Source organism: Castellaniella sp. GW247-6E4 (assembly GCF_040276065.1).
Taxonomy (GTDB): domain Bacteria; phylum Pseudomonadota; class Gammaproteobacteria; order Burkholderiales; family Burkholderiaceae_B; genus Castellaniella.
The window spans coordinates 310,995-324,428 of the sequence record NZ_JBELOI010000002.1 but is presented as its reverse complement, the minus strand read 5'-3'; the positions used below and the strand labels follow the sequence as shown (position 1 = coordinate 324,428).

Genomic DNA, 13,434 nt, shown 5'->3' with positions numbered 1-13,434 from the left:
CGCGCCACGATCACCATGGGGCGACCCGCTCACGTATCCGAACATCACGGCCTGCGCCGAGCGCTCAATGTCAATGCGACACCCAATCCTGGAACATGGCGTTCAGTTCGTCCCCATTGCGCAGCCAGAACTCCGCATCCGAGGCCACCGCGTACTGCAGGTGCTCCTTGGTGGTCGGCATCTGATCGCGCAAGGTCTCCGGGATCAGGGGATACGCCTTTTCATTGGCCACGCCGTAGGTGATATGCCGCATGAATTCGGCCTGCCGCTGCGGATCGAGCGCGAATTTCAGATACTGCTTGGCGGCTTCCTTGTTCGGGCTGTTCTTCAGAATGGTCCAACTATCCCATTGCAGGTAGTATCCCGCCTGCCAGACGAGTTTCAGGTTGTTGCCGGCCGCGTTGGCGTCCGCCGCCCGCCCGTTCCAGGTGCTGCCGATCGAGCACTCGCCCGAGAGCAGATTCTGGATCTGCTGCGTGCCCGACTCCCACCAGACGACATCGCGCTTGATCTCGCCCAGCTTGCGGAAGGCCCGCTTCACGCCCTCCTCGGTGCCCAGCAGCTTGTAGATTTCGTCCCGGCTCGCGCCATCGGCCAGCAAGGCCGCAATCAGCGTTTCCGGATGCTTGCGCAGGCACCGTTTGCCAGGGAATTTCCCCGTATCCCAGAAACCTTCCCAGGACGTGGGCCCTTCCTTGACGACATTGGCGTTATACGTCAGCACGGTCCCCGCGAATTCGGACGCAATGCCGCACTCCGAAATCGTATTGGGCAGCAAATCGTCCACCGGCAGACCGGTGAGATCGATTTTCTCGAACAAGCCCTCGCTGCAGCCGATGGTCATATTGCCCAGGTCCGTCTGCGCCACATCCCAGACGACATGGCCGCTCGCGACTTGCGAGCGCACCTTGCCGATGGATCCGTCGGACAGGCTTTCATTCACCTTGATGCCGGTCTGGGCCTCGAAGGGCTCCCAGTAGGCGGCACGGTAGGCGGCCGCATCGGCCCCGCCATACGATGAAACATTGAGTTCGGCGGCCTGGACTTGTATCGAAAGCCCGGCAACCATCAGCGCCACTGTGGACAACGCTGCTTTTGTACCAATCATGATGTCATCCTCACTTATAAATCGTTGATATCCGGTTCAATGCCAGGTCAATCTCATCGCCACTTGCTTCAGTCCTCCTTTGGGTGTGCTCGCTGGGAACGAGGGGGGTTGTCATCTGGCCTTGTTCACTCCCACGAACTTGTTGACCAGCGCGAATGCCACCAGGGTGAAGGCCAGCAGCCATACCCCCAGGGATGCGGCCATCCCCCAGTTGGCGTTTTGATCCGTGAAGTACGCGATGTAATAACTCACCATCTGGTCGTGGGGCCCGCCCAGAAACATCGGCGTGATGTAGAACCCGAGAGCCAGCACCCCGACCAGGACGATGCCCGCGCCCACGCCCGGCATGGTCTGTGGCAGGTACACCGTATAGAACGCGTACAGCGGCTTCGCCCCCAGCGACAGCGCCGCGCGCGCATAGATGGGCGAGATTCCACGCATGACCGAATAGATCGACAACACCATGAACGGCAGGAGGATCTGCACCATTCCGACATACAAGGCGCCACGGGTGTACAGCATCGAAATGGGTTCGGTAATGAGGCCGATCCAGGCCAGGATGGCATTGGCGATCCCGTCCTTTGCAAATATGACGATCCAGGCGAGCGTGCGCACCAGGAGGGAAGTCCAGAACGGCGTGAGCACCAGGCCCAGCAATACCAGCCGCAGCACCTTGCCCCGCGCGCTCGCCAGCAGATAGGCCAGCGGGTATCCGAGCACGAGGCACACGGCGGTCACGATCGCAGATATCCAGAATGTCCTCAGCAGCGTGGTCGAATAGACCGTGCCGCCCGCGTCGCTGACGTCACCATACTTGGGGCCGGTCATCCCGATGGTGCTGCGCAAAAAGAATGAGGTCAGGCTGGAGGATTCCCGATGGATCAGCCGCCAGACCTCCGGCTCGCCCCACTTGGCGTCGATGCCTGTCAGGGCCTCTTTGTAGGATTGCGGATTCTCGACGGGCAATCTGCGCGCGGTCTTGTTGATCAGGGCCATCAAGCCCGGCTGCTGGTAATTCAGCCGCCTCGAAAGGACGAACAGGTCCTGGCTCCCCTTGGCCTGCCGGAGGTCCTCGAACAGCGCCGTATAGACCTCCTCGCCGGGCGTGCCCTGGCCGGACCAACCCTGGATGGCCGCCGTTGCGTGGGGCAGCGTGTCCGGCACCACGCTGTTGTCCACGCTCTTGAACAAAAAGAAGGCGATCGCGGAAATAAAAGTGACGCATACGAACGCGACAGCCGGCAGCACGAGGAGGGCGGCACCGGCGGCCTTTCTCCTCTTGTCCCTTTCATGCTCTTTTTTAAGTCTCCGCCAATCGCCGTTCGTGTTCATCATGCCGAGAACCTGCTGCTGTTTTCCTACCCGTCGCCGGTCGGATATCACGAGCCTCGCGGCCCTAGCTCCTTCGAATAGCCGCGCATCCCGGCCTCGAGGCGAGTCAACAGAACCTCGACCTCTTGCTCCGTGATCGTCAGCGGAGGGGAAATGATGATTGCGTTGTTGTACGGCGCCACGCCGGCCGGGTAGACGATGAGCTTCTCGGCGAAGCAATGATCGACGAATTTCCGGTTGGCCTGGACTTCCGCGGCTGGCGGCGTGTGTTTTTCCGGATCGGCTAGAAGCTCGAAGCCCCACAGCAGGCCACGCCCCCTGACGTCGGCCATCCAGGGGTAGGCCTGCGACAGGCGCTCGAGACCCGCCTTCAGTTGCTCGCCCCTGGCGCGTACGTTCTCCAGTATCCGCGTGCTGCGCATATAGCGCACGACAGCCAGGCAAACTGCGGAACTCAAGGGATTGCCGCTGAACGTATGCCCCTGGGGTTGCACGTCGCGGAAGCTCTCGGACACCCGATGGTGGTAGAGCACGGCCCCCATCGGCGTAAAGCCGGAACTCATGCCCTTCGCCGTCACGATCATGTCCGGGACCACTCCGTCGTGTTCGCACCCGAACCACGTGCCCGTCCTGCCCAGGCCCGTGATGACCTCGTCGGCGATCAGCAGGACCTCGTATTTGTCGCAAAGCGCCCGCAAGCCGGACAGATAGCCATCGGGAGGCGTCAAGGCGCCGCCCGCGGCGCCCACGACGGGCTCGACGATGATGCCGGCGATGATATCCGCCTTTTCAGCGAGCACGCGCTCCCAGTTGTCGAGGACCTCACGCAGATATTCGGCCTGCGACTGTTGCTTGGCGCGGAATGAATACGGCGTCACACCGAGGGCGAACTCGTGCAGCAGGCTGCTGTAGTCCTTGCGGCGGCTGGCGTGACCGGACATGGACAGCGACCCCATGGTCATGCCGTGATAGCTGATGCTTTGCCCCAGCACATTGACCTTGGCGGGCCGGCCCTTGAATTCCCAATAATGGATGGCCGAGCGCAGAGCCAGCTCGGTGCCCTCCGAGCCGCTGTTGACCAGGAAGGCCCAATCGAAGCCCTCGGGCGCCAAATCGACCAGCGCCTCGATCAGACCCTCTTTGGCGCGGCTGTCGAACTGCGTCCGGTAGGCGAAGCAGATCTTTTCCGCCTGCTCGCGCATGACGTCCAGGATCTCTGGAACCCCGTGCCCCAGGGACACCGCCATGGGCCCGGCGGAACCATCCAGGTAATCATTGCCGGCCTCGTCATAGATGAAAACCCCTTTGGCCCGGTCCGCGTACGGCAGTTTCGGCGTCACCGCCCTATTCACGCGGGAATGGGGGCTGGCATCGGACAATCTTGTATTCATGGCACTCGCGCCTCTTTCACGAAAAGTCATTCACGAAAAACAACTAAAAACCCACCTGCTCGGCACCCTTGAGCTGTAGCATCGAGCGGGCCTCAGCGGGCGTCGCCACCTCCAGGTTGAGGGCCTCGAGCACCGTACGGATGCGGCTCACCTGCTGGGCGTTGGACGCGGCCAGGGTCCCCGGCCCGATCCAGAGCGAATCCTCGAGGCCCACGCGCACGTTGGCCCCCATCGCCGCCCCGATGGCGGCGAGCGAGATCTGATGGCGCCCGGCGCCCAGGATCGACCATTGGTAATCGGTACCGAACAGCCGGTCCGCCGTCCGGCGCATATGCATCAGGTCCTCGGGATCGGGCCCGATGCCGCCGAGGATGCCGAACACCGACTGGATGAACGGCGGCCGCTGGACGAGACCGCGATCCATGAAATGCGCCAGGTTGTAGAGATGGCTGATGTCATAGCATTCGAACTCGAAACGGGTGCCGTTCTCGGCTCCCATGCGCAGGATCGCCTCGATATCCTTGTAGGTGTTCTTGAACACGAGGTCTCGGCTGTTTTCGAGATGCTGGCGCTCCCAGTCATGCTGAAAGGTCTTGAACCGATCCAGCATCGGAAACAGGCCGAAATTCATCGACCCCATGTTCAGCGAGGCGAGCTCGGGCTTGAAATGCATGGCCGGACGCATGCGCTCCTCGACGCTCATGTGCGGACTGCCGCCGGTCGTGAGGTTGATGACGGCGTCGGTCGCTGCCTTGATCTTTTGCAGAAACGGCAGAAAGAGCGCGGGCTCCTGCGACGGCCGGCCATCCTTGGGATCGCGCGCATGCAAGTGCAGGACGGCGGCGCCGGCTTGCGCCGCACCGATGGCCGCCTCGGCGATTTCATCCGCGCTCACCGGCAAATGAGGCGACATGCTGGGGGTATGGATGGCACCCGTGACGGCGCAGGTGATAATGGCCTTTCTCTTGCTCGCCATGTCTTTCCTTGCTCATACAAAAAGCGGTTGACGTACAGTACCGAATACAGACATCATCTTAAGCATTTGTGATCACAGATCACACATGGTGATTACCCTAATGAAAAAAGAGACGAACACCATGCCCATTCCGCTCAAACCGGCACCGCGGCCAGAGACCCTGGGGGCGAACGTCCTTGGCCAGATCAAGGAGTTGCTGCTGACAGGGCAGTCGCAGCCGGGCGAGTCCCTGTCCCTACGCTCCTTGGCCGAGGCGATGGGCGTCAGCATGATGCCCGTGCGCGAAGCGGTCTACCAGCTCGTAGCCGATCAGGCGCTCGAAGTCACGCCCAACCGCTCCGTGTGCGTGCCGGTCATGACGGCAAAGCAGTTCGAAGAAATCACGAAAATCCGCCTACACGTCGAGGGCTACGCGGTGGAGCAGGCCGCCCAGCACGTCACGCCGGCGCTGCTATGCGACTTGCGCGAGCTCAACGACGCCCTGTCGATGCGCATGGGGGAAGGCGGTGACAGCTTGGCCCAGGCCATCCTGCTGAACAAGTCCCTGCATTTTCAAGTCTACGAGGCCGCGGGCATGCCCATGCTGCTCAAGATCATCGAGATCCTGTGGCTGCGCATCGGCCCGGTCCTGAACTACGACCTGAGGGTGGGGTCCGAGCGGACGCGCGACCGCATCGCCGTCAATCACCACGCACATATGATCGACGCCCTCGAGGCCGGGGACGCAGTCGGCGCGCGCGACGCCCTGTGGCAGGACATCCAGAGCGCCTACCGGCATATCATGGCCAAGCAATACGCGCGGACAGACGTCTGACGGACTACTCCACCGTCACGCTCTTTGCCAGGTTGCGCGGCTTGTCGACGTCGGTGCCGCGGGCACAGGCCGTGTGGTAGGCCAGCAACTGCAGCGGCACGGTGTGCAGGATCGGCGACAGCCTGCCGTAATGCTCGGGCATGCGGATGACGTGGATGCCCTCGGCGCTGGCGATCAGGGAATCCGCGTCGGCGAACACATAGAGCTCGCCGCCGCGTGCGCGGACTTCCTGCATATTGGATTTCAGCTTTTCCAGCAGTTCGTCGTGCGGCGCGATCGTGATGACCGGCATGGCATCGGTCACCAGTGCCAGCGGACCGTGCTTGAGCTCGCCGGCCGGGTAGGCCTCGGCATGGATATAGCTGATTTCCTTGAGCTTCAGCGCGCCTTCGAGCGCGATGGGATAGTGCATCCCGCGCCCGAGGAACAAGGCGTTCTCTTTGCTGGCAAAGCGGTCGGCCCATGCCATGATCTGGGGCTCGAGGGCGAGTACGGCGGAAATGGCCGCGGGCAGGTGCCGCAACGCCTTGATGGCCTGCGCCTCGGCGGCGGGATCCAGGCCGCCGCGCACCTGCGCGAGGGCAAGCGTCAGCAGGTACAGGGCCGTCAACTGCGTGGTGAAGGCCTTGGTAGAGGCCACGCCGATCTCGACGCCCGCCCGGGTGATGAAGGCCAGCCGGCATTCTCGAACCATGGCGCTGGTCGCCACATTGCAAATGGTCAGCGTGTGCGTCATGCCCAGGCTGCGGGCGTGCTTCAGCGCCGCCAGGGTATCGGCGGTCTCGCCCGACTGCGAGATGGTCACGACCAGGGTGCGCGGGTCCGGCACGCTGGTGCGATAGCGGTACTCGCTGGCGATCTCGACATTGACCGGGACGCCCGCCATAGACTCGATCCAATAGCGCGCCGTCAGGCCGGCGTAGTAGCTGGTCCCGCACGCAAGGATCAGGACGCGGTCGATGGTCTGAAAGACCCTGTGGGCGCCATCGCCGAACAGCTCGGGCATGATCGAATCGATGTCCTGCAGCGTATCGCCAACGGCCCGTGGCTGTTCGAAGATTTCTTTTTGCATGAAGTGCCGGTAGGGGCCGAGCTCGGCCTCGCCGGTGTGCACGTGGACCGTGTGGACGGCGCGCTCGACCGAGCGGCCCTCGCCATCCGCGACCCAGACCCGCGCGAGCTGCAGATCGACGACATCGCCGTCCTCGAGATACATGATCTGGTCAGTAGTGCCCGCCAGGGCCAAGGCGTCCGAGGCCAGGTAATTGCCAGCGGCGCCGCGCCCCACCACCAAGGGCGATCCCTGCCGCGCGCCCACCACGCGATGCGGCTCCTCGGCGCAGAACACGGCAATGGCGTAGGCGCCCTCCAGCCGACGCGCGGCCTGCTGCACGGCGGCGAACAGGTCCCCGTCGTAGAGGTGATCGACCAAGTGGGCGATCACCTCGGTGTCGGTCTGGCTCTCGAACCTGTAGCCGGCCGCCTGCAGCTCGGCGCGCAGGGTATCGTGGTTCTCGATGATACCGTTATGCACCAGCGCGATGCGCGCGGCGCCTTGCGGGGGGCCCGAGAAATGCGGGTGGGCGTTATGCGTGAGGGGCGCGCCATGCGTGGCCCAGCGCGTATGCGCGATACCGGTCAGGCCCTGCAAGTCGTCCCGGGCCGCCTCGGCGATGAGCTCGGCCACGCGTTGCGTGCTGCGCACGCGCCGCAGGCCCGTGCCGGTATGCACCGCCACCCCGCAGGAGTCATAACCACGATATTCGAGACGCCGCAGGCCCTCGAGCAGGACGGGAACGATATTGTCTTGCGCCACAGCGCCCACAATGCCGCACATGAAAGCACCTCTGTTCGACTGGAATGATGAGTGCTATTTTGAGCCAGTCAAGATGAAATTTGATTTCTAGTTGCACTGATTAATGAAATTATGAGTTATACATTACTAGGAAAGAAATAATATTTCTTATAAAATTAATTATTGGAATAATTATCCGATTAAATTCCACCTTGCTAAAACTGTTTCACTCTAGAGATCTCAGCCATGCTGCCGCCTCCCGCATTGGAATTCGACGAACTGGACCTGCGCATCCTCGAGCAGTTGCAGCGGGACTGCAGCCTTAGCAACCAGGCCCTCGCCCAGCGCGTCCATGCCTCGCCCCCCACGTGCCTGCGCCGCGTGCGCCGACTGATCGAGGGCGGCGTCATCGAGCGCCAAGTGGCCATCCTGAACCCCGCCTCGGTAGGCGCGGGCCTGACCGCCATCATCGAAATCACTCTGGACACTCAGGCGGTCGAGCATCTGGATGATTTCGAAGCCCACCTCATCGCCGACCCGGCGATCGCCCAATGCTACCGTGTCAGCAGCGGGCCCGATTTCATCCTCGTGGCGCAGCTCGCCGACATGGCGGCCTACCAGGCGCTCGCCCGGCGCGCCTTCACGAGCGATGCCCGAGTGCGCAATGTGCGCAGCTTCTTTGCCACAGCGCGCGGTAAATTTGACACTCGTTGCGCCATTTCCTGAGACCAAGGGTTATCCCTGGGTTATACTGCCCCCGCTGCAAGACTCTTGTGGCGGCATCCGGGCGCCGTGATCGGCCCCACCCGCAGCCCCTCGGCACCTCAGATTCACGCCGATTCCATGCCGCCCATCATCGCTTCCTGACCCCCTGGCCTTTGTGTCGCGCCCGCGCCCTTCGCGCGTTGCGCTATGAGTAGGTTGATCCGGTCGGCACGATGCTCCATCAACCTGCTCGAGGCGACCACTCCATATCCCTCGCGCGTGTTTGCCATGCCCTGCATGGCACGAGGATTCGTATGTCTTTTGAAACCCTGGGCCTCGGCCCCGCCCTGCTTTCCGCCTTGCGGGCGGAAGGCTTCGACACCCCGACGTCCGTGCAGGCGGCCGCCATACCGCAAGCCCTCGCCGGCCGCGATCTGATGGTGTCCTCACAAACCGGCAGCGGCAAGACCGCCGCCTTCATGCTGCCGGCCCTCGAACGCCTGTCACACCGCCCCGCTCAGGGCGGCCGCGGCGTGCAGGTCCTGGTCCTGACGCCGACGCGCGAGTTGGCGATGCAGGTGGCCGACGCCTCTGCAAGCTATGGCCGCCACATCGAGGGCCTGCGCGTGGCGACCGTAGTGGGCGGCATGCCCTATGGCGCGCAGATCAAGGCGCTGGGCCGCCGGGTGGATGTGCTGGTCGCAACCCCCGGCCGACTGATCGACCACCTCCAGGCCAAGCGAGTGAATCTGTCGACCGTCCATACCCTGATTCTGGACGAGGCCGACCGGATGCTGGACATGGGCTTCATCGAGGACATCGAGGCCATCGTCGCGCGCATCGGCGCCGAGCGCCAGACCCTGCTGTTCTCGGCCACCCTGGACGGCACCGTGGCCAAGCTCGCCGCCGGCATGATGCGCAACCCCCAGCGCATCGAGATCTCGCACGCGCACCAACGACACGCCAACATCACCCAGCACCTGCTGTACGCCGACGACAAGGCGCACAAGCTGCGCCTGCTGGACCACCTGCTGCGCGATACCGAGCTGGATCAGGCCATTGTCTTCACCTCGACCAAGCGCGGCGCCGACGATCTGGCCGATCACCTGAGCGAGAATGGCTTTGCCGCGGCCGCCTTGCACGGCGACATGAACCAGCGCCAGCGCACGCGCACATTGGGCATGCTGCAAAAGGGCCGGGTGCAGGTGCTGGTGGCCACCGACGTCGCCGCGCGCGGCATCGACGTGCAGACCATCAGCCACGCCTTCAACTACGACCTGCCCATGCAGGCCGAGGACTACGTCCACCGCATCGGCCGCACGGGGCGCGCGGGCCGCGACGGCCAGGCCATCACCCTCGCCGTCCATGCCGAGCGCCACAAGGTGCGCCGCATCGAGCATTTCATCGGCCAGTCCATCCCCACGGAAACCATCCCGGGCCTGGAGCCCACCCGCGCCGTGCGCCCGACCTACCGCGACAAGCCCCGGAACGCCCGCCCGCAAGGCGGCAAGCCCTGGCATAAGAATGCCGGACACGCGGCCGATGGCACCCCTCGCGCGCGCAAGCCCTGGCACAAGGACGCGGCGGCATCCTCCGAACCTGGCCACGCTCGCAAGCCGTGGCAACAGGACAAGCCCGCGGGCGCCCGCGCGGAACATGCCCGGCCCGAGCGCCCGGCTTTCGCGGGACGCAAGGACGAGGCCGCCGGCAAGGTGGGCGCCAAGTCCGCCTTCAAGCGCGCAGCGCGCCGCAATGACGCCAAACCCTCGCAGCGTCCGCGCTTTGCCTGAGCCGAGCACTACCGGCCGCGCACCGATGCCGGCCCGGCCCGATCGAGCATGGGGCGCTGGCGCGGCATGAACGGGGCCTGATATCCTGTCGCCCATCATGGTCCCGCCTTCCATATATTTCCCCGCCGGCCTGCCGGCCCCCGACGAGGACGCGCGCGCCCATGGCCTGCGCGTCCAGGCCATGCTGCGCGCACGAATCCAGGCGGCCGAGGGTTGGCTGCCGTTCGAGGACTGGATGCATGCCGCCCTCTACACGCCGGGCCTGGGATACTACAGCGCGGGCAGCGCCAAGCTCGGCGGGCCTGGGGACTTCACCACGGCACCGGAAACCGGCCCGCTGTTCGGTCAAGTGCTGGCCCGCCAGGTGGCGCAGATCCTGAGGGCCGCCGACAGCGCCATGGTCCTGGAGTTTGGCGCAGGCTCCGGCGCCCTGGCGGCATCCCTCATTCCCGCCCTGAGCGATCTGGGCCTGGCGGTCGACTACTGCATCCTCGAACTCTCGGCCGACCTGCGGGCGCGCCAGGCCGAGAGGCTCGCGCCCTGGGGCGGCGCCGTTCGGTGGTTGGACGCCCTGCCCGGAAATTTCAGCGGCTGCGTCATCGCCAACGAGGTCCTGGACGCCATGCCGGCCGCCCTGCTGTGCTGGAACGCCGAGGGCGCCGTCGAGGTCCTGGGCGTGGGCCTGGACGAACGGCCCGCCGCGCCCAGCCCGTTTCGCTGGGAGGCACGCCCGGCCCCGGCTGATCTGGCCGACCGCCTCGCCGAACGCATGCCGCCGCTACCGGGCTATCGCACCGAGATCAACCGGCAGGCCGAGGCCTGGATCCAGCACATGGGCCAGTGGCTGGATCGCGGCGCGGCGCTGCTCATCGATTATGGATTCCCGCAGGGCGAGTTCTACCACCCACAACGCGCCCAGGGGACCTTGATGTGCCATTTCCGCCATCATGCGCATGACCAGGCGCTGATTCTTGCGGGCCTGCAGGACATCACCACCCACGTGGATTTCACCGCCATGGCCGACGCGGCGCTGGCGGGTGGACTGGATGTGCTGGGCTATACGTCCCAGGCTCGCTTCCTGATGAACGCGGGCCTGGCCGGTTTAATCCCGGCGCCGGACGGGGATCCGGCGACACGCGCACGGACGCTGGCCACGGTCAACACCCTGGCGTCCGAGGCCGAGATGGGCGAATTGTTCAAGGTCCTCGCCATTGGCCGTGGCCTGGACGGTCCGCTGCTGGGTTTTGCGCGCGGGGATCGACGCGGCCGGCTCTAGCGTCCTGTACGGTTTATCCATACAGGGCACGAGCCCTCAGCGCGGTGGCTCGAACGACGGGGATCTGGCCGCAGGCAGGATGACCAAGGGATCCCCTTGCGCGTTCACGCCTGGCTCACCCGGTGAAACCAGGGGCCGAAGCTGTGGACCGCTCAGCTTGCGCGTCGGGCCCGCCCCTCCCGCATTGGCTGTCACGCGGATCGACACCACCCGACGCCGGTCGCCCAGCGTGATAGAGACATGCAGATAATGAATGCCGTCAGTGACGGCCTCGACCATCGGCGCATCGGTGGCTAGGCCCCGCAGGTCGCTGCGCAGTTGCACCGTCGGCGACGACCGCAGCAACAGGCCATTTTCGGTTCGGTATTCGACGGTCATCACGCTGTCTGGCTTGCCGGCAAACCGCAAGTCGAGCCGCGTCTGGACGCCGGTAGACAGTTGTCCGTCATTGGTGAGTTGCACCGACACCGCCGCGCCGGGCTTGGGGGTGATGGCATGCGTGCGATCAGCACCCTGAGCGATGCCCGCCCATGCGACTAAGGTGATTGCGGCCATCAGGTGCTGGATTTTCATGGCGAACCCTTCAATGATTCACGGTAATGGTTCGGCAGGCTTTCAGCGGATCGCCCTTCACCGACACAGTATAGGTCCCCGACTTCAGGGCGACGGGAACCAGGCCCCCCTCCTCGACAGCTGCAACCCTCTGGCCACCGGAATACAGAATCGCCTCGCTCTTATCACCTGGATCATCCGGCGCCAGGGATAGAGTGTAATTGCCATCCACCGGAATATTCAGGCGCAGGAACTGGTAATTGCCCAGCTTGGCCTCATCGGTGGAACCGAAGTCATCGGTCCCGCACACGTTCGTGCCCACGCCCACCGTCAGATCCTGGTAAACCGGCAGGATGATCGTCTCATACCCCGCTGGCAAACCGGGAGGAGGAGGGTAGAGTTGACCGGAGCCCCAGATATTCAGGCCAGGCCCATTGAGGGTATTGATACCGTCCAACCACACGTCGATCTGGCCCTGGGCCGCGACGACGCTGTCACGCAGATAGGTGGCAAACGAGAACAGGCTGGTGAACGCCAGGGTGTTCTTTTGCGGCCCGACCATCACTTCATAGATCGGCCCGAAGCCGATCGACGGTAATTTATACATCTGGTAGAGCACATGCTGCACCGAGGCCTCGTTGAACCAACCGCGTGGCTCAGTGCCGGGAATCGCGTTCAGATCCATCACGACGCCGGCGATACTTTGCTGAATGCCCATGGTATCGGCATAGATCGGATCGTCGCGCACCATGCCCGCCAGCGCATTGCCCCAGGCCTCGCCGAACGCCAGGCGCATGTCCAGCCGCTCCCCGCCGCCATGTTCCCCTCCGAGGCTGTCGGCCCGCGAAAATTTCGATTCGAAATAGTGCCCCCATTCGTGCACGATGACGCCCGTATCGTATTCATCGGTGTCGTCATTTTCCTTTCCAAGGATGTAGAGTCCCGCTTGGGGGCCCTCGACATCCCAGTGGCTGGTGCTGATCTCGCCGATGGCCTTGTCACCATTGGACGGCAAATTGTGAATGCTCCAGTAGGTATTCATAGGTGCAAAGACCGCAGTATCGTCAACGGCTAGGACCTTTTGCGTAGCGGAGAAGATCTGGTCGAGGATGGCGAACGGCGCAGCCGCCCGCACCTCCCCGTATCCGGCGCCGGTCCACCCGGAGGCCGCATGCAGATTGCGCGACAGATGGGTCGCGCCGAGCTCGAAAGCGTCGCCCTGCACCGCATAGATCGATGCGGCATCGCCGGCATAGCCCGGCGAGGTGTTGTCGCGTATCGAAAAATCCCAACTGGCGCCATCGCCGGGCGCCCGGAACAGGCGGGCGATGGCGCGCACGCGCACACGAGTGTTCTTGGGTACGCTCAGAGTATAGCCGCCATCGGCATCGGTGCTGCCCGAGGCCAGTTCGCGGCCATCGTCGGCGATGGCGGCAACCTGCACCCCGCGCGCGGGCAGGGCGGCGGTGCCGGCATAGTCGAGATAGGCACCCGGACCAGCGAGGGTCGCGGCCACTGGCACGAAATCGTAGGTGACCCGACCGCTGAGCCGTACATTCGGGCCGGGAACCGTATCGCCCCCGCCCGAGCCGCCGGAGCCGTCGCAACCGGCCAGCACCATCGACAGGGCAAGGGCCATGAGCATCATCACACGCAATCCAGGCATCGGGCATCTCCAATCGGCCGCATGGCCCA

11 protein-coding genes are annotated in these 13,434 nt (G+C 64.2%); 4 read left to right on the top strand and 7 right to left on the bottom strand.

The genetic code is table 11. The features are described from left to right. Window positions 1-70 precede the first annotated feature (70 nt). The 4 genes from ABS761_RS04635 to kce all read right to left on the bottom strand — a co-directional run bounded on the left by ABS761_RS04635 (window position 71) and on the right by kce (window position 4,807). The gene (locus tag ABS761_RS04635; protein WP_350406924.1) at window positions 71-1,108 is read right to left on the bottom strand and encodes an ABC transporter substrate-binding protein; all 1,038 of its coding nucleotides are present in this window, start codon (window positions 1,106-1,108) and stop codon (window positions 71-73) included. A 111-nt stretch (window positions 1,109-1,219) separates the two neighbouring features. Further along, window positions 1,220-2,443: an ABC transporter permease gene (locus ABS761_RS04630; protein ID WP_350406923.1), complete on the bottom strand. Its 1,224-nt coding sequence runs from the start codon at window positions 2,441-2,443 to the stop codon at window positions 1,220-1,222. Window positions 2,444-2,487: 44 nt separating this feature from the next. Further along, window positions 2,488-3,831 (bottom strand): aminotransferase family protein, encoded by a 1,344-nt coding sequence (locus ABS761_RS04625; protein ID WP_350406922.1) that lies wholly within the window; start codon window positions 3,829-3,831, stop codon window positions 2,488-2,490. A gap of 43 nt (window positions 3,832-3,874) precedes the next feature. Further along, window positions 3,875-4,807, bottom strand: coding sequence for a 3,5-dioxohexanoate:acetyl-CoA acetone transferase (gene kce / locus ABS761_RS04620; protein ID WP_350406921.1), 933 nt, complete (start codon window positions 4,805-4,807; stop codon window positions 3,875-3,877). A 100-nt stretch (window positions 4,808-4,907) separates the two neighbouring features. On the opposite strand from kce, the gene ABS761_RS04615 reads away from it, so the two are divergent. Beyond that, entirely contained in the window at window positions 4,908-5,621 is a 714-nt protein-coding gene (locus ABS761_RS04615) for a GntR family transcriptional regulator (RefSeq protein ID WP_350406920.1), read from the top strand. A 4-nt stretch (window positions 5,622-5,625) separates the two neighbouring features. Here the strand turns inward: ABS761_RS04615 and glmS are convergent, their stop codons facing one another. Beyond that, window positions 5,626-7,458, bottom strand: a complete 1,833-nt coding sequence (gene glmS, locus ABS761_RS04610; RefSeq protein ID WP_350406919.1) for a glutamine--fructose-6-phosphate transaminase (isomerizing) — start codon at window positions 7,456-7,458, stop codon at window positions 5,626-5,628. Window positions 7,459-7,662: 204 nt separating this feature from the next. On the opposite strand from glmS, the gene ABS761_RS04605 reads away from it, so the two are divergent. The 3 genes from ABS761_RS04605 (at window position 7,663) to ABS761_RS04595 (ending at window position 11,187) form a co-directional block, all read left to right on the top strand. Continuing rightward, window positions 7,663-8,142 (top strand): Lrp/AsnC family transcriptional regulator, encoded by a 480-nt coding sequence (locus tag ABS761_RS04605; protein WP_350406918.1) that lies wholly within the window; start codon window positions 7,663-7,665, stop codon window positions 8,140-8,142. A gap of 293 nt (window positions 8,143-8,435) precedes the next feature. After that, entirely contained in the window at window positions 8,436-9,911 is a 1,476-nt protein-coding gene (locus ABS761_RS04600; RefSeq protein WP_350406917.1) for a DEAD/DEAH box helicase, read from the top strand. Window positions 9,912-10,008: 97 nt separating this feature from the next. Beyond that, window positions 10,009-11,187 (top strand): class I SAM-dependent methyltransferase, encoded by a 1,179-nt coding sequence (locus ABS761_RS04595; protein WP_350406915.1) that lies wholly within the window; start codon window positions 10,009-10,011, stop codon window positions 11,185-11,187. Between the two features lie 36 nt (window positions 11,188-11,223). Here the strand turns inward: ABS761_RS04595 and ABS761_RS04590 are convergent, their stop codons facing one another. After that, complete coding sequence (locus ABS761_RS04590; RefSeq protein ID WP_350406914.1) at window positions 11,224-11,760, bottom strand: hypothetical protein; 537 nt, start codon at window positions 11,758-11,760, stop codon at window positions 11,224-11,226. A gap of 10 nt (window positions 11,761-11,770) precedes the next feature. Continuing rightward, window positions 11,771-13,405: a hypothetical protein gene (locus ABS761_RS04585; protein ID WP_350406913.1), complete on the bottom strand. Its 1,635-nt coding sequence runs from the start codon at window positions 13,403-13,405 to the stop codon at window positions 11,771-11,773. Window positions 13,406-13,434: the final 29 nt, after the last annotated feature.